An 18,712-nucleotide genomic window follows, 5' to 3' on the forward strand; every position below is an offset into this window, starting at 1 on the left:
GTTACTGGGCGTCGTGATGCAGCCGTCGGCCAGTCTGGACAAGCCAGCGGGGCCCATTGTGGTGAAAGCAGACCCCAGCGAGGACTCGGAGCCTGCGGCGGATTATGCGTTGGTGTTTCCCGTCGTGGCCGGACTGTGCGCCAAGGCCTCTGGCGGATGGGTACGCTGTTGGTGAGAATGGTTTTGGTGGGGCGATGAATGCCGATGGTGCACGGCATCAGGCGCGGGACCGTAGGGCAGTTTGCGCGGGAGGCGACCACTGCGGGCGGTGAGGTGAAACTGGGTCGGCGACGTCGATGTCTCCTCGAGCGCCACCTTGCAACGGCACCGACGCCTCCCCTGGCAGCGGTTCCTGTCCCAAGCGCACTGCGCGCGTTGTCCCAAGCTTCCTGACGTATTTTCAGGCCCGAAGGCGCGGCGGCGGATCGGTACCTTTGATCCCCCCAAGTGCTACTTGGTTTTCAATCAAAGATAGCAGCGCTATGGGCCCACTTCCGTCGGCGTCGGACATCAAGTTGCCGGGTTTGATGTCCCGGTGGACGATTCCTTGGACATGCGCGGAGGCCAGCCCGGCGGCCGTCTGGGCGGCGACAGCGGCCACTCGGCGCGACGGGAGTGCGCCCTCGGCGGCCAGCTCCTGGGCCAGGCTCCGTCCTTCCGTGGGGATCCCTCCCGGAGCCTCCCTTTCGCCGCCCGGATCCTGGCCGCGGCAGACGTTTTCGCCGCACTCACCGAGCCGCGGGCGTACCGCGAGGCGTTCACCACGGATGCCGCGGCCGATCTGCTGATGCGTGAGGCAGACACCGGAGGAGTCGATCGGGACGCGTGCGCGGTCGTGATCGCGGCGGCTGGTCTCCGCGGCTCCGCCGAGTGCTGCCGGCGGGCCTGACCGAGCGGGAGGTGGAGGTGGCTCTGCCTGGCGGCCCGAGGTCTGAGCAACCGACAGATCGGCGAACGGCTGTCGATCTCGAACCGGACTGTGGGGCATCACCTGGCTCACATCTACGACAAGACCGGCCGCCGCAGCCGGGCCGGTGTGGCAGTGTTCGCCATGGAGCATCGACTGCTGCCCTGACACACTCATCATCCACCCGTCAGTGATCACAGCCGCCATCCGGAATGACACGCTTCCGGTTCCGCTTCCGCCCGCGGTTTCCGGCTGGCTCGTCCAGACGCCGGATAGTGGATACCCGCAGCAACTTTCGCGGCCTGCAATGAGCACGCACTCTCATGACACGCGGCGAGTACGAGCGCTCACTCTCACTCTCGCTCAGCTACGTCCTGATGCACTGGCACACCGCCGAGGCCATGCACGTCCGCTGCTGTTGAGTCTCAAGGTAAGGGTCGCGCGCTTCAACTGGCACCTCACCACCGGTCTGCCCCCCAGGCGAGGACGTATCCCTCCCCGTTCAGGGCCCAGTGCAGCGCCGCAGGTGTCAGCAGGCTGCCGGATCTGCGACGCAGTTCGCAGAAGACCACGCCGGCGGCCGCTGTGCCGACGATTGCCGCGGCAACAGACAGCGCGACGCCGAGCGTGCTGTGGCCGAAGACAGCCCCGACCGCACTGTTGGCTCTGGTGATGCCCAGCGAGGGAAGCACGTGCCAGAAGCCGAACAGGATCGAGGAGACCGACGTTGCCCAGCTGACGCCCCATCGCCGCTCGACCATGGCCCACAAGACGCCCCGGAACGCGACTTCCTCGAGCAGTACGGTGCCGAGCGGCACGCGGATCAGTACCCGGAACAGCAACTGGCCCACGGACAAGTCGTCGGCACGCTCATCCAGGAACAATGGGCGGGTGATCGGAACGGCCAACGCCATGAGATAGCTGACCAGCACCGCCCCGGCCAGGATCAGCCCCCACCGCAGTCCGCGGCCGAGCGTCGCCTTACCGAGTCCGAGGCCGGCCCAACTGATGCCGTCCCAGCGAGCAATCAGAATCAGCACCGCCGCCGCGGCGAGGCAGACGGGGACGTACAACTCAGGTGCGAGCCGGTTGTTCAGCGCGTTCACGACTACGAGAACGGCGACGGCCAGGAAGATCCGCATGGTGATGCCAGCATCGTCGATCGGGCACCGTCACCGCTGGTTTCTCCTGCGTGTCCAGGCACGGCGCCCAGACGCGGCGCATCGAGTCCCGTCTCGCTGATAGGTCGGTTGACCGATGCCGCCATAGCGAGCCCTGGCGATCATTTGGCTGCGCCCGGGCCTGTCGTCGCCCAAGTCTTCGACGGCCGGCCGCGCAAGAAAACGAGGAATGGGAGTACAGATGACCGCCAGTGTGAGGATGAGCCCGCAGGATGCCCGGGCGTTGAGGAACTGGGAGGTGGTGGCCCAGATGTACGCCGATCTGAGCCGTGGGAACGGTGAGGCGGTCCTCAGCACGCTGAGCGACAAGATCGAGTGGTCGTTACCGCAGGGTTGCCGTACGGCGGAACCAACCGCGGCCGTGACGCGGTACTGGCCAACGTTTTCGCCCGGTTCGACAGCGAGTGGGAGGACTTCGCGGTTGCTCCGGCTGAGCTCTTTGCCGTTGAGGACGTGGTGATCGCGCTCGGCAACTATCAGGGGCGACGCCGTGAGACAGGTAAGGCGATGACGGCACGCTTCGCCCATGTGGCGCTTTGAGCACGGTGTGCCGGTCGCCTTCGAGACCATCGCGGACACCCGCACCATGGTCGCCGCCATGGCGTAACCAGCCACCACCAGCCGGTCATCCAGTGAACTTGTACCTCCGGTATGAGGCCGAGTTCACGGCCGTACGCGCCGAACGCGGCCGCCGGCGCGCCCGTCGCCGGGTACTCGGCCACGCCGGACAAGGTGGCGGCCGCCGGCGTCGGCGGGCTGAAGTTCCGGATGGTGAAGGCGCGTCCCGGCGTACCGAGGCGCTCGGGCGCGGCGGTCAGCAAGGCGGAGGCGGGTCCCGCACGGCTTCCCAGCCCTGAGGGCTGCGCCTACCCGAGTGGGGCGACCAAGGCGTCGAATTGATTCGCGCGCCGAAGGGCATCGGCAACGAATCCGCTGGCCTTCAGCTCCTCGACGAGGTCCCGGAGGAACTGGACGGTCTCGGGCCGCCGGGTCGTGGTCGTGCCCACCGCCTGCTGTATCTGCATGAACCGACCCTCGATCAGCCGGACTTCGGGATTCGTCGCGGCGAACTCGGTCATCGGCTGTCTGATGCCGGCCGCAACCTCCAGGCCCTGAGCGCGGAACTCGTCGACTCCATCCTCTCCGCGCACGACGCTCGCGTGCTGAAGGGTGCGGGAGAGGAAAAGGTCGTAGGCAGACCCACGCTTCACGCCGATACGCACGCCTGCACGGTCGACGTCAGCGGCCATGGTGAAGGCTGAGTCGTGGGGCACGACGAACACACCCTCGATCACGACGTACGGTGCGGTGAAGGCAACGTCAGCCTCACGCGCGGGCTCGATGGCGAGGAAGCACATGTCTGCCTGGCCCGCCGTCATCGCCTCGTACGACTTTCGCGCCGCGTCGAAGCAGACGAGTTCCACCGGCACGTCCAGCCGTGCGCCGACCTCACGCGCAATGTCGACCGTAACGCCGGTCGGAGCCGTCGGCGTGCCCTGGGCCAGTACCGGATTACCCAGATTGATTGAGGCCCGCAGCGCCCCAGTCGGCGCCAGATCCTTGGTGATGGCCCCAGTCACGATCTTCATGGAGCGGAGTGTAGGGCACCTGTGCGACTGGATAACGGCGCGTCGGTTGCCACCGTCCTGCTGAACGTGCAGGTAGTGGTCTTTCCGCTGCTGGCCCCGCTGTTCACCGGGGTCCGGCTGTCGGGCCGACACGGCCCCCGCCGCCCGCCACAGAGGGGTGTACGCCCGCAGCAGCAGCGCGTTGCCCAATCGCGCCCAAGGCCGTAAGGGTGCTGATCTGCTGCCGATCATGGCCGGTGCCGGGGCCGGGTCAGGTACTCCGCGATGCGTTCCCCCCATGTACGGATGTCGGCGCGCGTTCGGGACACATGCAGGTCGGCGTGCGGCAGCAAATGGGCCAACCTTTCCGCGGTGGACAGGGGGTGGCCCGGGTCATCCACCCAGGCCAGGATCAAGCTCGGCCGGCCAAGCGCGGCGATTGCCGTGGGGGAGGGCAGGTCGGACAGCGCCAGGCCACGCAGGACGGACGGCAGTACGCGCTCGGCTGGCGTTGGTGGGAACTCGGGAACGTCGGCTACGACTGCGGGGCGAGGCTGTTTCCGCTTGGCGGCGAGCCAAGCGTCCACTCCCTCTCGTTCGATGGTGTCGGCGGATTCCCGGTTGTCCCGCGCATGCGCCTTCCGCGTCGTCCAAGCCGTGGGTGGGATGAGCAGGACCAGTCGGGAGAACCGGTCGGGCGCCCGGATGGCGGCGTGCAGCACGGTGCCGCATCCCATCGACGCGCCCATGGCGTCGAGGGGCTCGGCGGCGCCCAGGTGATCGAGCAGGGCCAGCAGATCGTCGGCAAGCGAGGGATAGGTGTAGTCGGTGTCCACGGGGTCGCCGGTGGATCGCCCGTGCGCCCGGGCGTCATAGCGGACCAGGCGCTGCCCCGCATCCAGGACCGGCGCCCAGTCGAACAGGCCCATCCGGTCCTCGGCGGATTGACTGACGAACCCGCCGTGCGCGTACACAGCGAGAGGGCCCTGGCCGACGTCGTCGTAGACCAGCTCGGCCCGGCGATGTCGGAAGCGGCCTTCCCTGACCGTGTGCCTGCCCACTGCCCTCATAGCCGCGCCTCGTCTCGGCACCTCTGCGTAAATCTTACGACTGCGAAATCAGAGCGGTCCGGCTGGGACGGTGGAGGAACGGGCGGTCGCGGGCGTGACGGCGCAGGCTGGCCCGGCTGCGGTCCAGAGCGCAGGGCGGGCGCGACCCCCGTCAGCCGTTCAGGTTCCGACCACGGGCGAGGGCACGTTCTGACACCAGGACTCACCATCGTTCGAGGCGGCGGGAGTGCTCACCGCCCACGGCTACCGGGCGTCGAGTCTGCCAGTGGCTGACCAGACAGCTTCCAGGTGGCGGGCCAGGGCTACTGCGGCGAGCAACGCGACAAGCCCGCGCACGCCCAGCCACCCGAAGGAGGTGCAGGCGCGGGCTCCGCCCCAGGAACCCATACTTCCGCCGAGGTAGGCGCAGGTCATGTAGGCGAACCCCGGCCGCTACGCGCTGCACCTCCCGTGGTGCAGGTCCGTACTCAGCAGGCTCGACCCGCTCGACACCCGCTTGCTGATGTCGCTGGTGGGGGAGCCGTGCCCTCCCCGACTTCCTGACGCCGCGGCCGACGGCCTTCGCTCCGACCGTTGAAGAACAGCCGGCCGTCGTACGCGGAACGCTCCTGGATCTCGTACGCCGCGACATGCTGGCGGCGCACACACAAAGAGGCCAACTCCCTGACGACCTCCAGGAGGTCACCGCTCCCGGTGACACGCCTGTCCGCAGGCTGCTGGACGAGGTCAGTGAGCTTCGCTGCTACTGGGACCTGGCCTTCAGGCCGACGTGGCCGCAGATGCGGCTCGCGCTGGAAGCCGACATCACCTACCGCGCACGGCAGTTGGCCACGGGAGGTGCACACCTGCTCTTCTCCGACATGCACCCGAATCTGCAATGGCAGGACGGGGTGCTGCACATCGATAAGATGATCGGCAGGCGCCGTGCGGCTGCGTCCGGACGGGGACTGCAACTGGTCCCGTCCCTGTTCGCCTACAAGCCCGTCCTCCCGCTCAGCCCGCAGGAACCGCCGATGCCGGCCGACCCCAGCCGAGGAATTGCGACTCTTTGGGCAGAGCGCCGGTGGTTGACGCGAAGGCTCTCACGCCGCTTCTCGGCGCGCCCAGGGCGAGGCTGCTCGGCATGCTCGGCGACTCGCTGTCCACGGTCGAGGTCGCCCGTCGCCTCAAAGTGACCCCGAGCGCCGTCGCGCAGCATCTGCAAGTGCTGTACGCGACGGGCCTCGTGACCCGGGCCCGCGACGGGCGGCGCGTGCTGTACCGCCGCTGTCCGCTTGGCGACCAGCTGACCGGCTAGGGCGTGTTTTTGGAAGTCGGTGACCTGGCTGGTTGGCCGCCCGGGGAAGGTGCGGGCGGCCAACCAGATGGGTGAGGTCGTGGGCGATGTCGTTGATGCTGGTCGCCGTGGTGACCTCGTGCTCGTTTCGGGTGCTGTCGCGGCGGACGATCTCGTAGCCGCCCTCGTCCAGGACGGCCACCGAGGCGAACCAGACGGGGTCGTCCTCGTCGGGCTGGATGACGACGAAGGTGTTGTCCGAGTCGTTGAGGTCGCTGATCATCATGAACAGCGCGTCCTCGGACGGGTCGTCGACGCGGTCGCTGTTCTCGCTGTCGGCGCTGTATTAACGAGCCCCCATCGGCGGCCTCCCTCTTGCCTTGCTCAACCTGTTCGCGGTCAGGCATGGCACGGGTGGGTGACACCTCCGGCACGTCACAGCCATTCGCCGATCGCGGCGACCAGGACGGTGGCCTCGAAGCGGACCGCAAGCAGCACAGACAGGGGCCGCTGTCCTTGCTCGCAGGTCAGGTGGATCTTGGTGGTGAGGCCGCCGCGGGACCGGCCGAGAGCGTGGTCGTCGGGTTCGGTGCGGGTTCCGCCCGGGGGTTCCTTCTGGGCTTGGCCGTTGCGGCGGGCACCTGCGGCGTGTTGATGGGCCCGGCAGATCGTGGAGTCGACGTTGACCTCCCAGGTGATGAGCCCGGCCGCGGTCGATTAGCCTCCGTCGGCCCGCCGGAGGCCTGCCCAGCACCGCCACCGGCAGCAACGGCTCCAGCACCGTCCACTGCCCGTCAGAAAGATCACCTCGCCCCACACCGAGATCATCACGGCGCGGGGCGAGGCACGGGGCCCACTTCTAAATCACGGCCTGGTCCGCGAGGTATCCGGTGGCAGGATCCACCTGCGAAAGGAAGTCGCGCGCCGCCTGCTCGAGGTCCCGCCTTGCCGACCGGCCCACTCCGTGCGCCGCCATCGTGAATCCGTAGCCGGGGTTGGGGCCCGACTGCCACACGAAGTCGTGAACGCCCCGGCTGCCCGGGCGTTCGGTCACCGTGAACCTCGCACCGTCCACGACGAGATCCACGATCATCGCGCTCCCTCGTCCCCCATGCCACTACGACGCGTCCGCCGTCGGGACGCCGTGCCTCCCACCATGCCGGACGGCCGAGGACGGCCCGGGCCACGGGTTGCGACCGCTCCGCGTGCGCGCGAACGCGCCGCCCGGTAGCGTCGAAAGAGCGCGTTCCGCCCAAACCGCTGGGGCCTGGGCCGGCAGGGCCGCCGCCGATGTCGGCAGAGGAACGAGATCACATGCCACAGCACAGCATCCACGCGATGACTGCCGCGGCCGCTCTGGTCTGCCTGGCAGCAATCGGCCCCATACCTAGCAGCGCCGCGTCACCACCCGCCCAGTCCGCGGGGCCCAGCGCGGCAGCCCCGTCCCGGTTCGTGCCCGGTCCCTGTCCGAAGCCGCCCAAGCCCATCGCCGCGCTGAGCGGCGCACGGTGCGGCTTCCTCGAGGTCCCCGAGAACCGCTCCCGCTCCGGCGGCCGGACCATCAAGCTGGCCGTGGCGATCATTCCGGCTGTCACCCCGGCGAAGCCCGCACAGGACCCTGTGGTGTTCATGGCGGGCGGCCCCGGTGCCGACGCGATCGACGACATCCCGTTCCTCATCGACTCCGGCCTGAACAAGGACCGCGAGCTGATCATCATGGCCCAGCGCGGAAACCTCTACTCGCAGCCGAACCTCGCCTGCCCGGAGGTCGACCGGTTCAACGCGCAGGCCGTGGGCCTGCGCTATGACGCAGAGCCGACGGAACAGCTCCTGCTGAAGGCGGTGAAGGAGTGCCGGGACCGCTTGGCGGCCGACGGCATCGACCTGAGCGCCTACAACACCACTGAGAACGCCGCCGACTTCGCCGACCTGCGCAAGGCGCTGGGCATCCCCCGGTGGAACGTCTACGCGTACTCCTACGGCACCGACCTGGCCCTCACGTACCTGCGCAGGCACCCCGGGGGAATCCGCGCGGTGGCGCTCGACTCGCTCACACCTCCCCAGACCGCGACCCTGCCGTGGACATGGAGCAGCGCCCAGGAGGGGATCCGCAACATCTTCGAGGCATGCGCGGCGGAGCCCCGCTGCAAGGACCGGTACCCGGACCTCCCCCGTACGCTGACGGAGCAGGTGCGCAGGCTGGAGGCACAGCCCCTGACGCTGAACGTCCCGCCGCCGAGCGGAGGAAAGCCGGTCAAGGTCGTCCTCGACGGGGGCGCGCTGCTGAACCTGGTGGTCGGCAACGCCGTCCCGGCCAAGGACGTCCCGGCGGCGCTCGAGGAACTCAGCCACGGACGCCCGGAGCGCTTCGCGCAGGCCCGCGCGGCCGGCTCGGTCCAGAACGTCGGCACGTTCGCGCACGGCCTGACGGAGTCGGTGGCGTGCAGCGAGTGGGCGCCGGGGTACTCGGAATCCGACGTGCTGAACGCAGGGCGCCGGGCCTTCCCGGGGTGGCCGGACACGGTCCTGGCCCAGCCGCCGCAGCTTCCCTTCCAGTACGCGGCGTGCCGGGTCTGGAACGTTCCGGACCGCGCGTCCATCCAGCGGGTGGCCACGGCCAGCGCGGTGCCGGCGCTCGTAGTCTCCGGCACGTTCGACGTGAAGACCGGGGCGAGTTGGGCGCAGGACGTGGCCCGTAACCTGGCCCGCTCGACCGCCGTGCAGGTCCCAGGAATCGGCCACTGGGTGGTCCCGCAGTCGCCTTGCGCGCAACGCGTGCTGGCCTCGTTCCTCGCTCGCCCGACCGCGCCCGACACCGGTTGCGTGGACGGCCTCGAGCCCCAACCGTTCACGATCATCCCGAAATGACCGGGAGGGCAGATGACACGCCACCGCGCGCCCAGTCGTCGCCGCACCGTACGACGACTCCAGGCCACGTCGGCCGGCATGGCGACCGGTCTCCTCGTCACCGGCCTGCTCGCAGCGCCCGCTCAGGCGCAGTCCCGCACCGACACCGGCACCGGAGCGCCGATCGGCACGGCCGCCCGGACGGTGGGCGACGCCAGCTTCGAACCGGGCCCCTGCCCGAAGACGCCGGAACCGATCGAGGCGCTCGAAGGGGCCCGCTGCGGAACGCTCACAGTGCCCGAGAACCGCGCCAAACCAAGCAGTCGAACGATCAAACTCGGTGTCGCGATCGTGCCCGCCGCGGCCGACACACCGAAACCCGACCCCATCGTGTGGCTCGCGGGCGGACCCGGAGACGACTCGGTGGGGGAGGCGAAGATGGCGATTGACGGCGGCCTGAACCGCGACCGTGACGTGATCTTCATGTCCCAGCGCGGTACGTACTCGGCCGACCCGGCGCTCCTCTGCCCCAACATCGACCAGTTCAACGCACGCGCGGTCGGCCTCGTCTACGGCGCTCCGTCCACCGAGCGCCTGCACGTCGAGGCCACGAAGGCCTGCCGCGACCAGCTGGCGGGCCGCGGGGTCGACCTCAGTGCCTACAACGACACCGAGAGCGCCGCCGACTACGCGGACCTGCGCACCGCGCTGGGTATCGAGCAGTGGAACATGTTCGGCATCTCCTACGGCACCCACCTGGCGCTGGTCTACACGCGCCTGCACCCCGAGGGGCTCCGCTCGGTGGGCATCGACGGCATACTGCCGCCGTCCAGTGCCGGGTCGGCCCTGACCTGGAGCAGCGCCCGGCAGGGCTTCGACGGCCTGTTCAAGGCCTGCGCGGAGCAGCCGGCGTGCAATCGGCGCTATCCGAACCTGTCGGCCACCTTCGACCGGCTCGTCCGTGACCTCGAAGCCCATCCGGTCACGACCACTGTCACGCTCCCCGGCAACCCGAAGCCGGTGAAGGTCGTGCTGGACGGCGGAGCCCTGGTGAACTGGATGACCTCCGCCACCCACGTGGCGCCCCAGGTACCCCGCGCCCTCGACGAGCTGGCGCACGGCAAGCCGCAGCGGATCGCCCAGCAGTGGGCGGGCGGCAAGCTCAGCCCCCAGGCCATGGGAAGGGTTTCGCACGGTCTCGCCTACGGCATCTTCTGCAGCGAGTGGACGCCGCACGAGAGCCAGGAAGAGGCGCTCCAGGGCGGACAGGAAGCGTTCCCGTCGTTCCCCCGCTCGGTGCTGGCCCAGGCTCCGCAGCTCACCTTCCTCCGTCCGGACTGCGACGTCTGGAGGGTCCCCGCGGCGCCGCGCACGATCCGGGACGTCACGCGCGGCGACATCCCAACCCTCGCCCTGTCGGGCGGGTTCGACTCCCAGACCGGCGCGGAGAACGGGCTGTACGTCGCCCGTACGCTGAGCCGGGCCAAGGTCGTCACGGTCCCCTACGAGCCGCATGTGGTGTTCGCCTCGTCGGAGTGCGCCCAGGAGATCACCGTCTCGTTCTTCGACACCCCGGCCGCGCCGAAGACCGGATGCCTGAACAGCCTGGAGCCGCCTGAGTTCGAGATCGGGCCCTGAAACCACTCGCGGTCCGCTTCGAGGCCACCGTCCTGGTCGCCGCGATCGGCGAATGGCTGTGACGTGCCGGAGGTGTCACCCACCCCTGCCATGCTGACCGCGAACAGGTTGAGCAAGGCAAGCGGGAGGCCGCCGATGGGGGCTCGTTACTACGACGCCGACAGCGAGAACGGGTCACCGACTTCTAAAACACGCCCTAGCCGATGGGGCCCTACCTGCGGTGGACTTGCTCTGCCTGCGGTCCCTTGGGCCCCTGGGTGACGTCGTATTCGACCTTGTCACCCTCCTGCAGCTCTTTGAAGCCGGTGCTCTGGATGGCGGAGAAGTGGACGAACACGTCCGGGCCGCCGTCGTCCTGCTGGATGAAGCCGAAGCCCTTGTCGGCGTTGAACCACTTCACGGTGCCTGTTGCCATCAGTTCAAATCCCTTGTCCCATGCCGCGGCACGACCTTGGCCGCGCCCCGTAGCCCATCGCGGCTACGGCTCCTGAACCTTGCCACCGCGAGCCGGCTTCCGTCACTGAACGCACCGCCCAAGTCGCCCGGACAGCTGGTACCCCAACGGCATTCGGAGGGCAACTGGAGCCGGCATCGCCATCCTCGTGTTCTCCGGTCGCGCCCGGCACCCGGGCAAGGAGCCGGCCGCCGCGAAGGCGGGCGAGGCCGAGCCGGACGTCGCCCCGCGCGCCACCCAACCTGCAGGTCGGCGACCTGCTGCAGGCATTGTCCACCAACTGCCCCGACCAGACCCTGCCACTGACGCAAATGACCGGCCGGTGGCCTCTCGCGCGCCTGGAGGGTCGCGGGGGCAGCCACCGGCCGGTGCATTGGGAGCCGGGCTGTTACAGCATGGGGTCGATGTCGCCGGCGCTCATGCCGCGTTCCTGCTCGCTTTGCTCCTTGAGCCGACGGGCCTTTTCCTTCAGCCGCTGACGCTCTTCCGGGTCCGTGACACGCTCTGCGGCCTGCTCCATCTCCTGCGCCTTCTGACGCATCTGCTGGGCACGACCGCCAGACTCGCCTGCAACGCTCATGATCACTCCTTGGTGTGATGGGGTGAGCGGGCCACACCAGCGAACCAGCGCCCCCACGCCCGCGCATCTCGAACGGTCACCCACCGCTATCTACGCAGCCCGCGGGCCCTGTCGGCCTTCCAGATCAGCGCGTTCTCCTGGTGATTGTTGTGGGCACCTGGGGCGAGGCGGCCCGCTTGGAGAGGCGTGTCGTGTTCTCAGTTGGTGTGAGCCGGTAGTCGGATGAGAGAGGTGTCGCGATGTCAGCTGTTGGCGTCGCTCGGGTCACGGGCCGCCGCGCAGCACGCAGCTGTCAGTCGCCGTCGGTCGGCCGTACCGGAGCACGCAGCGCGGTGGCGATGTCGGCGAGGTAGTGCTCGACAGGGCCGAGGGTGACCAGGCCGCTGCCCGCACCTGCGAGCTCGTCGGCGGCCGGCAGCAGGCGGGTGTAGACCCGCTCCAGCACGACCTGGTCACCGACCTCCAGCGCGACGGTGGCCTCCAGACAGCAGCACACCTCGTACAGCAAGTCCCGTGGAGGCTCCGGCAGCGCGCGCAGTGCCGCCCGCGCCTCGGTATGGCGACCGGCTGCCGCCAAGGCGAACGGCTCGGCCCAGGGACGGAAAGGGCCCCAGTCCGCCTGCAGGTCGACCTCGGCCGACTTCAGCCCGGACGGCGTCTTGTGCGCCAGTCGCAGGCACAGCAGCGCGAGCGGCAGTATGCCGCGCTCCAGGCCCGGCATACCAGCACCGTTCAGCCGTGCGGCGGCACTCCGGTACGCGGCCTCAGCCTGCGACAGCCGCCCGGACGCGGCCAGCCGCAGCGCCCCGTACCACTGGGTGAAGACGCCCGCCAACGGCAGTTCGTGGCGCCCGGCCAGGCGGTCCGCGGCGGCGGCATGCCCGTCCGCCGCCGGGAAGTCGCCGAGCGCGCTGCGTGCCTGAAGCCGGATGAGGTGGCCGAGTACTTCGTAGGTCACCAGTCCGTGCCGGGCGGCCAGCGCGATCAATTCCGCGCCGATCTCATCCCGCCGCGGGGCGAGGCCCGCCCGGATGAAGGACTGCATGAACGCTCCGTTCAGCGTGAACGCCAGCAGTGCGGGATCGTCGAAACGACGCGCGATCTCTTCCGCCTCGTGGGCGGCTTGGGGGCCGCGTTGTGTCCGGGTACCGCGCATCTCCAGTGCGATCGTGGCCAGCAGGCGGCAGCGCGCCGCCTCGTGCGAGTGGCCCGGCAGGGCGGTGAGGGCGCTCTCGGCGGCCGCGACAATCCGCTGGGCCAGCTCCGGATCGTCGCTACGGGTCCAGATCGCAGGGACGTCGTAGGCACCGATCACCCGGGCGGTCAGTTCCGGGTCGCCGAACTCCTCCGCCGCCGTGATGGCCTCCATGCGGTGCTCTTGGGCTGCCTCCAGGCCACCGCCCCCGGTCACCGCGAGGTTCCGGATCAGGCTCACCGTCGTCTCAAGGCGGGCGCGGGCACCGGTGGCGACCGTGCGGTCGTAGGCTGCCGCCGCCCGTGTCCACAGCCGACCCGCCGTCGCCGTCGGCTCAGCCGGAAGATCAAGGCCGGGCTCCTGGTTGAGGATGTCGGCCTGCAAGCGGCGCAGCTGCGGGCCGGGGTCCACTCCCAGCTGGTCGGCCAGGACCGCCCGGGCCCTGCGCAGCACGCCAAGAGCATCCCCCTGACGGCCCTGCCGGTACAGCGCCAGCGCCAGCAGCCGCCAGGCGTCCTCGCGCCAGGGATGATCGGCAAGGTGTACGTCGAGGTCGGGCACCACCTCGGCGGCCCGACCGAGGGCCAGTTGCGTCCCGGCTCGCCGCTCCACCGCTTGCAGCCGCAGCTCGGCGAGGCGGGAACGCTCGCTGCGGGCCCAGTCCTCCTGCGCGAACTCGGCGTAGGCGGGACCGCGCCACAGCCCCAGTGCTTCCTCCAGCCGCGGCAGCGCATCCGTGGCCGGCAGATTCGCGGCGGCGCCGAAGGCTGCCTCGAAGCGCCAGACATCCACGGCGTCCGGCTCCGGGCGCAGCGCGTACCCCGGTCCTTCGGTGACCAGCAGGCAGGCAGGGGCCCGGGATGGACGGTCCGGTTCCAGGGCTCGGCGAAGCGCGGCGACAAAGGTCTGTACGGCGCCCACGGCGCCCGGCGGGGGAACTGTCCACAGGTCCTCGACCAGGTGGGCGACAGGGACGACACGTCGGCGAGCCACGATCAGCCGCGCCAGCACGGCCCGGTGCCGTGGTCCCTTCAATGCGAGCGTGCCACCGCTGCTCTCGGCGACCACAGGCCCGAGCACACCGAATGCGACCCGCTCCATACCCACCTCTCCGGACATCCTGCCGCCACGGTACGCGCTGATTACCTGCTGATTCGCGCCCGGCAGGCTCGAGGTGTCCGTCACCTTCCGCCTTCCGAAAGGGCGAACCATGACACCGACCATCCCCGGCTTCGACTACCGGCGCGTCCCTGTCGCCGACGAAGTCGCGCTCAACGTCGCCGTCGCCGGATCCGGCAGCCCGATCGTGCTGCTGCACGGTTTTCCGCAGACCCACCTGATGTGGCGGCACGTGGCTGTCGATCTCGCGGCCGACCACACGGTCATCTGCCCCGACCTGCGAGGCTACGGCGCCAGCGACAAGCCCGCCGATACTGCCGACACTGACGGAACCGTCTACTCCAAGCGCACCATGGCCGCCGATATCGTCGCGCTCGCCCATGCGCTGGGCCACGAGCGGTTCGCTCTGGCGGGCCACGACCGGGGCGCCCTGGTCGCTGTCCGCGCCGGCCTCGACCACCCCGAAGCAATCACCCACCTCGCCTCGCTCGACGTGCTGCCCACGCTCGACATGTGGGACGTCATGCGCGGCACCGGCGCGGCCGTCGGCTTCCACCTCTACCTGATGGCCCAGCCGCCCGGCCTGCCCGAGCAGATGATCCACGCCACAGCGGACGCGTTCTTCGGCCACTTCCTCGACATCTGGACGCACAACCCACAGGCGATCCCGGCCGAGATACGCGCCACCTACCTGGCAGAGTCTCGCGCTGCCGTCCCCTCCATCGTCGCCGACTACCGGGCCTCCGCCGGCATCGACGTCGAACACGACCGAGCCGACCGAGACGCCGGGAACCAGCTGCGGATGCCGGTGACCGTTCTCCAGCAGGACTGGGGCGCGGCCCTGGGCTTCGACGCCGCCGCGCTGTGGAACGTCTGGGCACCCGACTTGCAGCACACCACCGTCTCCTGCGGCCACTTCATGGCCGAGGAAGCCCCCGCCGACGTCGTCAAGGCCATCCGGGACCTCCTCGCCCGCTGCTGAACGTTTTCAACCACCCCGACAGACCAGCCCAGTCCGCGAGCTGGCTACGAGCGGGCTGCCCCGGAGATGTAGCTCCCGTCCACAGACCAACGTCCAGTAGGTGGGAATCAACTCGAGCAACTCTGGGGACTCCAAGGGCAGCAGGGGTGGCGATTTTCAAGAAGCGCCATTGCGCCGGATGTTGTCGTTCTCCTCGATGAACTCCAGCGACGGCACCCGCTCGGTCAAGCACGGTGAGAGATGGCGAGTGGCCTCACGGCGTCGGCGCCGCCAGCAGCCGCCGGACTGGTTCGTGCAGGCCGCGGCGGCGAAGGTCGCGCATGCCGTCTGGGCCGCCGACGTCGTGCAGCGCCGACGACGCGATCGTCCAAGCGCCGACGAGCCCAAGGACGCTTCTCGGCGATGCGATCGACGCGTGCGCCGGCCAGGCCGTGCTCCTGGAACTCGTTGCTTGAGAACTGATCGCCGGACGGTCGGCTGGAGGGAAAGGACTGGTCAGCGAGCTGGGGCCTGCTGATCGGTCCGGTCCTTCAGGTCTCGCTCTTGCAGCAGTCGTGCGGTCTGCTCGGACACCGGTGCGGCCAGCAGTGCGGTGACCAGGTCGACCAGCCGGCTCGTGAACAGCCGGTCGTCCCTGCGTGGGCGGGCGGCGGCACGGGCGGCGAGTTCGGCGTGGCAGAAGCGCAGGGCGGTGAAGCGGGTGTGGAGCACCGTGGTCGATTCGGGAGGCAGCAGAGGCTCCACCAGGCGCCGCCAGGCGTAGATGCTCGACCCCTCGTTCGGCACGACGAGCTCTACCAGGGGTTCGGGCCGGTTGAGTAGTTCGGCCACGATCTGCAGGAACTCGCGGCCGCCGTCGGGATCGGCGAGCTTCGCGGCGGCCGGCAGCACCAGGGCGGCGGCAAGGGGGCGAAGATCGACTGTGCCGCTGTCCTCGTACTGCTGCAGCAGTACCTCCCGGCGGGCGTCCACCGCAGGGGTGTGTTTGTCGAGTACGGCCCGCAGCAGACCCGCCCGGTCACCGAAGTGGTACTGCAGGGCCATCGCGTTGCGCTGGCTGGCGGCCCGTTTGATCTCGCTGAGCGAGACACCGTCGACGCCCTTCGCCGCGAACAGCTGCTCGGCGGCGCGGATGAGTGTGCCGCGGGTGTCACGGGGCCTCCGGCTCGGGGGCGGCGTGGCCGTCTCATGTGCTGTCACGGATGCCCATGATAGCGTCACCACGCCCGAGTGATACGGTCGCATTAAATGTTAATTCAAGCACCTTGATGCGCGTGGGAGCCCCATCCATGTCCTTGGCCTTCGAGACCGATCCCGACTTCCAGCGGCAACTCGACCGGATCGATGCCACCGGCGCCGCCCTGAGCCTGGATGGAGGAATCCAGTGAAGGCTCTGACTTTCCACGGCCGCCGTGACATCCGCTACGGGGACGTTCCCGACCCGGCCGTCACCTGCCCCACCGACGCGGTCGTCCAGGTCACCACGGCCGGTATCTGCGGCAGCGACCTGCACATTTACGGCGGCAACCCCTTCAGCCCGGAGTTGGGCTACACCCCGGGACACGAGTGCGTCGGCGTGGTCGTCGACACCGGCAACCAGGTCACCCGCTTCAACCCCGGCGACCGGGTTCTGGTCCCCGCCTCGGCCGGCTGCACCCTGTGCAGAGCCTGCGCGACCGGGCTCACGGCCAGGTGCGAGCGCGCTCGGTCCTCGACGGACCTCTGCTACGGAGTGAGCCCGCAACTCCAGGGCAGTCAGGCCCAGGCTCTGGCGGTGCCCCATGCCGAGGTCAACCTGGTGCACTTGCCCGAAGGTATCTCCGACGAGGCCGCCGTCGTCCTGACGGACAACGCCCCTACGGCCTGGTACGGCTGCCGCCGGGCCCGCATCCAGCCCGGCGAAACGGTCCTGGTCATCGGCCTCGGGCCGGTCGGCCTCATGGCCGCGCAATCCGCCTTCGCCATGGGCGCCGCCCGTGTGCTGGGCGCGGACCTGGTCGCGGAGCGCCGCGCCTTTGCCGCCACCCTGGGCGTCGAGCCGGTCGAGGGCGAGGACGCACGGACGGCCGTACGGGAGATGACCGCAGGACGCGGACCGGACGCCGTGGTAGAGGCTGTGGGCTCGGACGCCACCATCCAGCTCGCCCTCAAAGCCGTCCGGCAGGCTGGACGGGTCAGCGTCATCGGCGTCAGTCAGAACAAGGCGTTTCCCATCCACATGGGACTGGCCCAGGTCAAGGAACTGGAGTTCGCGATTGGACTGTGCTCGGTCCACTACGAACTCCCTGCCCTGATCGCCCTCACCCAGGCCGGACGGATCACGCCGGAGGTCGTGGTCTCCCACCGCTTCGCCCTCTCCGAGGGCCCCGCGGCGTACGAACTGTTCGACAGCCGTGCCGACGGTGTCCGTAAGGTCCTTCTCGACCCTGCCCGCTGATCCACCTCGGTGCTGCCGCCGCGTCACGCACCTCCGTGCCGGCAGCACCACACCCCCCGACCGCCCGTCGCACGCTGGGGAGCGCGGTCGCCCGACGCGGACGGGACGGGCCGGTCACGAGGACTTGAGTCGCTGCTGGGCCTTGGGGTCGGCGGGGCGGCAGGACTTGAGTGCCGTGTCGATGATGCGACCCCGGCCGGGGCAGCTTCTGGTGCGGCCGAGTGTGGCCAGCCGCAGGTGGGCGCCAGGTGGTCAGGCCCGTCTCGCCGCAGGAGAAGATCACCTCGATGGGTCCGGATGAACGGCTTGGACAACCGCCCGTTGGGTCGTGGAGCGCACGTTCGCCCACTGGTTCCGCCGCCTGCGGATCCGCTGGGAGATCCGCGACGACATCTACGAAGCATTCCTCGCCCTCGGATGCGCACTCATCTGCTGGCGACGCCTGAAGTCATCGCGATAGGAGTTCTTAAGGCGGGAGGGCGTCAAGGACCAGGAGAACGTCGATTCGCATCTGCTGGACATCGTCACGGCCGAGCTTCCCGCTGATCCGGTGGTGAGACCGGCGCTGGACAACCTGGCGCGGATCGTTCAGGACAACATCGCCGCGCAGATGGTGTTCTCGTCCGGGCAGGACGTCGCTGACGCCCTGAAAAGCAAGGAAGACCTGCTGTCCACGGAGATCCTGGCCCAGCTGGGCGGGGGTGCTGCGGTCGGCACGGCAGCCTTCATCAAGACGGCTGCGGCGGGAGCGGGTACCACGTCCGGGGTGCCCCGTCCTGCACGCGTAGACGGCGCGGCCGGTAACGCAAGAAGGAGGCAGGTGCCACGCCACGGGGGGTTGGGTGTGGCGCCTGCCTTCCTGTTGTTGAACGTACTGCTGGACGGGACGGTCAGCGACCGCCGAGCGCTTCTGATGGGCCGTCACCAGTACGCGGGCGTGGCGGAGCGCCGCCTGGCCGAGTGGACCGAGGCCGGGGGGTGGCCCCGGCTGGCCCGGATGTGGGAGCCGTCGACCGCCGCCCGGGAGAAGTCCAGGGCAGGACGAACAGGATGTCCTGGAACACCAGCCGGTCCGGATGCCGCTTGCGTCCCGGATGTCGGGTCCGACGCTCAACCTTGGGCAACAGCGGCTCGATCACCGCCCACAACTCGTCATCGACTTCCCACGGCTTCGGCCGAGCCACCCCGCACCCCCGGATCATCGGTCCCGGAGCGATCCAACCACTTCGAAGATCATTTCGTGAGGAGTTCTAAGAGCAGATGCGGACACTCCAGCGCCGGTGGCGCTTCCCGCCCGCCTCCCGGTGCACTGGGACGATCCGCCGGTAGACCACGACCATGTGGATGCCCGTGGCGGTGCGCTCTGGCTGCTCATATGTCGCCTGATTTGTGATCGCCTGGCTGTCGAAGAGCGCGAGGTCTGCTGCGAAGGTCTGACGGACCATTCCAATCGCCGTG

At 69.4% G+C, this 18,712-nt stretch carries 18 protein-coding genes and 5 pseudogenes; 9 read left to right on the forward strand and 14 right to left on the reverse strand.

Annotated elements, in window-relative coordinates; genetic code table 11:
- Window positions 1-400: 400 nt before the first annotated feature.
- Entirely contained in the window at window positions 401-601 is a 201-nt protein-coding gene (locus ACZ3H8_RS38335; protein WP_467409682.1) for a hypothetical protein, read from the reverse strand.
- Between ACZ3H8_RS38335 and ACZ3H8_RS38340 the strand changes: the two genes are divergently transcribed.
- Window positions 536-889 (forward strand): HD domain-containing phosphohydrolase, encoded by a 354-nt coding sequence (locus ACZ3H8_RS38340; RefSeq protein WP_467409685.1) that lies wholly within the window; start codon window positions 536-538, stop codon window positions 887-889. The genes ACZ3H8_RS38335 and ACZ3H8_RS38340 overlap by 66 nt on opposite strands.
- 27 nt (window positions 890-916) lie before the next feature.
- Window positions 917-1,075 (forward strand): response regulator transcription factor, encoded by a 159-nt coding sequence (locus tag ACZ3H8_RS38345; protein ID WP_467409728.1) that lies wholly within the window; start codon window positions 917-919, stop codon window positions 1,073-1,075.
- A gap of 290 nt (window positions 1,076-1,365) precedes the next feature.
- On the opposite strand, the gene ACZ3H8_RS38350 is transcribed toward ACZ3H8_RS38345, so the two are convergent.
- The gene (locus ACZ3H8_RS38350; RefSeq protein WP_467409687.1) at window positions 1,366-2,049 is read right to left on the reverse strand and encodes a lysostaphin resistance A-like protein; all 684 of its coding nucleotides are present in this window, start codon (window positions 2,047-2,049) and stop codon (window positions 1,366-1,368) included.
- Between the two features lie 354 nt (window positions 2,050-2,403).
- On the opposite strand from ACZ3H8_RS38350, the gene ACZ3H8_RS38355 reads away from it, so the two are divergent.
- Window positions 2,404-2,628 (forward strand): nuclear transport factor 2 family protein, encoded by a 225-nt coding sequence (locus tag ACZ3H8_RS38355; RefSeq protein WP_467409688.1) that lies wholly within the window; start codon window positions 2,404-2,406, stop codon window positions 2,626-2,628.
- A 95-nt stretch (window positions 2,629-2,723) separates the two neighbouring features.
- Here the strand turns inward: ACZ3H8_RS38355 and ACZ3H8_RS38360 are convergent.
- From ACZ3H8_RS38360 to ACZ3H8_RS38370, 3 genes and pseudogenes are all read right to left on the reverse strand, one after another.
- Window positions 2,724-2,819: pseudogene (locus ACZ3H8_RS38360) on the reverse strand (phenazine biosynthesis protein PhzF); the annotation flags it as partial.
- A 135-nt stretch (window positions 2,820-2,954) separates the two neighbouring features.
- Entirely contained in the window at window positions 2,955-3,677 is a 723-nt protein-coding gene (locus ACZ3H8_RS38365; RefSeq protein ID WP_467409691.1) for a transporter substrate-binding domain-containing protein, read from the reverse strand.
- Window positions 3,678-3,904: 227 nt separating this feature from the next.
- The gene (locus ACZ3H8_RS38370) at window positions 3,905-4,726 is read right to left on the reverse strand and encodes an alpha/beta fold hydrolase (protein ID WP_467409692.1); all 822 of its coding nucleotides are present in this window, start codon (window positions 4,724-4,726) and stop codon (window positions 3,905-3,907) included.
- A gap of 1,063 nt (window positions 4,727-5,789) precedes the next feature.
- Here ACZ3H8_RS38370 and ACZ3H8_RS38375 point away from each other — a divergent pair.
- On the forward strand, window positions 5,790-6,023 hold the full coding sequence (locus ACZ3H8_RS38375) for an ArsR/SmtB family transcription factor (protein WP_467409731.1): 234 nt from the start codon (window positions 5,790-5,792) through the stop codon (window positions 6,021-6,023).
- A 15-nt stretch (window positions 6,024-6,038) separates the two neighbouring features.
- Here the strand turns inward: ACZ3H8_RS38375 and ACZ3H8_RS38380 are convergent.
- From ACZ3H8_RS38380 to ACZ3H8_RS38390, 3 genes and pseudogenes are all read right to left on the reverse strand, one after another.
- Window positions 6,039-6,363: pseudogene (locus ACZ3H8_RS38380) on the reverse strand (hypothetical protein); the annotation flags it as partial.
- Between the two features lie 134 nt (window positions 6,364-6,497).
- Window positions 6,498-6,713 (reverse strand): annotated as a pseudogene (locus ACZ3H8_RS38385) (IS5 family transposase); the annotation flags it as partial.
- Window positions 6,714-6,861: 148 nt separating this feature from the next.
- Window positions 6,862-7,095 carry a hypothetical protein gene (locus ACZ3H8_RS38390; RefSeq protein ID WP_467409694.1) on the reverse strand — a complete coding sequence of 78 codons (234 nt, stop codon included), beginning with the start codon at window positions 7,093-7,095 and terminating at the stop codon, window positions 6,862-6,864.
- Window positions 7,096-7,316: 221 nt separating this feature from the next.
- Between ACZ3H8_RS38390 and ACZ3H8_RS38395 the strand changes: the two genes are divergently transcribed.
- Both ACZ3H8_RS38395 and ACZ3H8_RS38400 read left to right on the forward strand, forming a co-directional pair.
- Window positions 7,317-8,870: an alpha/beta fold hydrolase gene (locus tag ACZ3H8_RS38395; protein ID WP_467409697.1), complete on the forward strand. Its 1,554-nt coding sequence runs from the start codon at window positions 7,317-7,319 to the stop codon at window positions 8,868-8,870.
- A gap of 12 nt (window positions 8,871-8,882) precedes the next feature.
- Window positions 8,883-10,487, forward strand: a complete 1,605-nt coding sequence (locus tag ACZ3H8_RS38400) for an alpha/beta fold hydrolase (protein ID WP_467409698.1) — start codon at window positions 8,883-8,885, stop codon at window positions 10,485-10,487.
- Window positions 10,488-10,698: 211 nt separating this feature from the next.
- Here the strand turns inward: ACZ3H8_RS38400 and ACZ3H8_RS38405 are convergent, their stop codons facing one another.
- The 3 genes from ACZ3H8_RS38405 to ACZ3H8_RS38415 all read right to left on the reverse strand — a co-directional run bounded on the left by ACZ3H8_RS38405 (window position 10,699) and on the right by ACZ3H8_RS38415 (window position 13,817).
- Window positions 10,699-10,902, reverse strand: a complete 204-nt coding sequence (locus tag ACZ3H8_RS38405) for a cold-shock protein (RefSeq protein ID WP_467409701.1) — start codon at window positions 10,900-10,902, stop codon at window positions 10,699-10,701.
- A 427-nt stretch (window positions 10,903-11,329) separates the two neighbouring features.
- Window positions 11,330-11,521: a DUF6381 family protein gene (locus ACZ3H8_RS38410; RefSeq protein ID WP_467409703.1), complete on the reverse strand. Its 192-nt coding sequence runs from the start codon at window positions 11,519-11,521 to the stop codon at window positions 11,330-11,332.
- A 292-nt stretch (window positions 11,522-11,813) separates the two neighbouring features.
- Window positions 11,814-13,817, reverse strand: a complete 2,004-nt coding sequence (locus ACZ3H8_RS38415; protein WP_467409705.1) for an AfsR/SARP family transcriptional regulator — start codon at window positions 13,815-13,817, stop codon at window positions 11,814-11,816.
- Window positions 13,818-13,926: 109 nt separating this feature from the next.
- Here ACZ3H8_RS38415 and ACZ3H8_RS38420 point away from each other — a divergent pair, with 109 nt between their 5' ends.
- Complete coding sequence (locus ACZ3H8_RS38420; protein ID WP_467409707.1) at window positions 13,927-14,817, forward strand: alpha/beta fold hydrolase; 891 nt, start codon at window positions 13,927-13,929, stop codon at window positions 14,815-14,817.
- A gap of 495 nt (window positions 14,818-15,312) precedes the next feature.
- On the opposite strand, the gene ACZ3H8_RS38425 is transcribed toward ACZ3H8_RS38420, so the two are convergent.
- Window positions 15,313-16,017 (reverse strand): TetR/AcrR family transcriptional regulator, encoded by a 705-nt coding sequence (locus tag ACZ3H8_RS38425; RefSeq protein WP_467409708.1) that lies wholly within the window; start codon window positions 16,015-16,017, stop codon window positions 15,313-15,315.
- Between the two features lie 184 nt (window positions 16,018-16,201).
- Here ACZ3H8_RS38425 and ACZ3H8_RS38430 point away from each other — a divergent pair, with 184 nt between their 5' ends.
- Window positions 16,202-17,254: an alcohol dehydrogenase catalytic domain-containing protein gene (locus ACZ3H8_RS38430; protein WP_467409709.1), complete on the forward strand. Its 1,053-nt coding sequence runs from the start codon at window positions 16,202-16,204 to the stop codon at window positions 17,252-17,254.
- A gap of 319 nt (window positions 17,255-17,573) precedes the next feature.
- Window positions 17,574-17,714 (forward strand): annotated as a pseudogene (locus tag ACZ3H8_RS38435) (IS5/IS1182 family transposase); the annotation flags it as partial.
- 577 nt (window positions 17,715-18,291) lie between these two features.
- Here ACZ3H8_RS38435 and ACZ3H8_RS38440 read toward each other — a convergent pair.
- Both ACZ3H8_RS38440 and ACZ3H8_RS38445 read right to left on the reverse strand, forming a co-directional pair.
- Window positions 18,292-18,438, reverse strand: a pseudogene (locus tag ACZ3H8_RS38440) (transposase); the annotation flags it as partial.
- Between the two features lie 66 nt (window positions 18,439-18,504).
- Window positions 18,505-18,699: a hypothetical protein gene (locus ACZ3H8_RS38445; protein ID WP_467409712.1), complete on the reverse strand. Its 195-nt coding sequence runs from the start codon at window positions 18,697-18,699 to the stop codon at window positions 18,505-18,507.
- Window positions 18,700-18,712 lie beyond the last annotated feature (13 nt).

The organism is Streptomyces sp. NPDC002868, from assembly GCF_055563295.1.

Bases quoted from the DNA above. Each gene is read 5' to 3' on its own strand.
- ACZ3H8_RS38350 (WP_467409687.1), bottom strand. From the start codon at position 2,049: ATGCGGATCTTCCTGGCCGTCGCCGTTCTCGTAGTCGTGAACGCGCTG.
- ACZ3H8_RS38445 (WP_467409712.1), bottom strand. From the start codon at position 18,699: ATGGTCCGTCAGACCTTCGCAGCAGACCTCGCGCTCTTCGACAGCCAG.
- ACZ3H8_RS38405 (WP_467409701.1), bottom strand. From the start codon at position 10,902: ATGGCAACAGGCACCGTGAAGTGGTTCAACGCCGACAAGGGCTTCGGC.
- ACZ3H8_RS38400 (WP_467409698.1), top strand. From the start codon at position 8,883: ATGACACGCCACCGCGCGCCCAGTCGTCGCCGCACCGTACGACGACTC.
- ACZ3H8_RS38395 (WP_467409697.1), top strand. From the start codon at position 7,317: ATGCCACAGCACAGCATCCACGCGATGACTGCCGCGGCCGCTCTGGTC.
- ACZ3H8_RS38370 (WP_467409692.1), bottom strand. From the start codon at position 4,726: ATGAGGGCAGTGGGCAGGCACACGGTCAGGGAAGGCCGCTTCCGACAT.
- ACZ3H8_RS38390 (WP_467409694.1), bottom strand. From the start codon at position 7,095: ATGATCGTGGATCTCGTCGTGGACGGTGCGAGGTTCACGGTGACCGAA.
- ACZ3H8_RS38410 (WP_467409703.1), bottom strand. From the start codon at position 11,521: ATGAGCGTTGCAGGCGAGTCTGGCGGTCGTGCCCAGCAGATGCGTCAG.
- ACZ3H8_RS38415 (WP_467409705.1), bottom strand. From the start codon at position 13,817: ATGGAGCGGGTCGCATTCGGTGTGCTCGGGCCTGTGGTCGCCGAGAGC.
- ACZ3H8_RS38365 (WP_467409691.1), bottom strand. From the start codon at position 3,677: ATGAAGATCGTGACTGGGGCCATCACCAAGGATCTGGCGCCGACTGGG.
- ACZ3H8_RS38420 (WP_467409707.1), top strand. From the start codon at position 13,927: ATGACACCGACCATCCCCGGCTTCGACTACCGGCGCGTCCCTGTCGCC.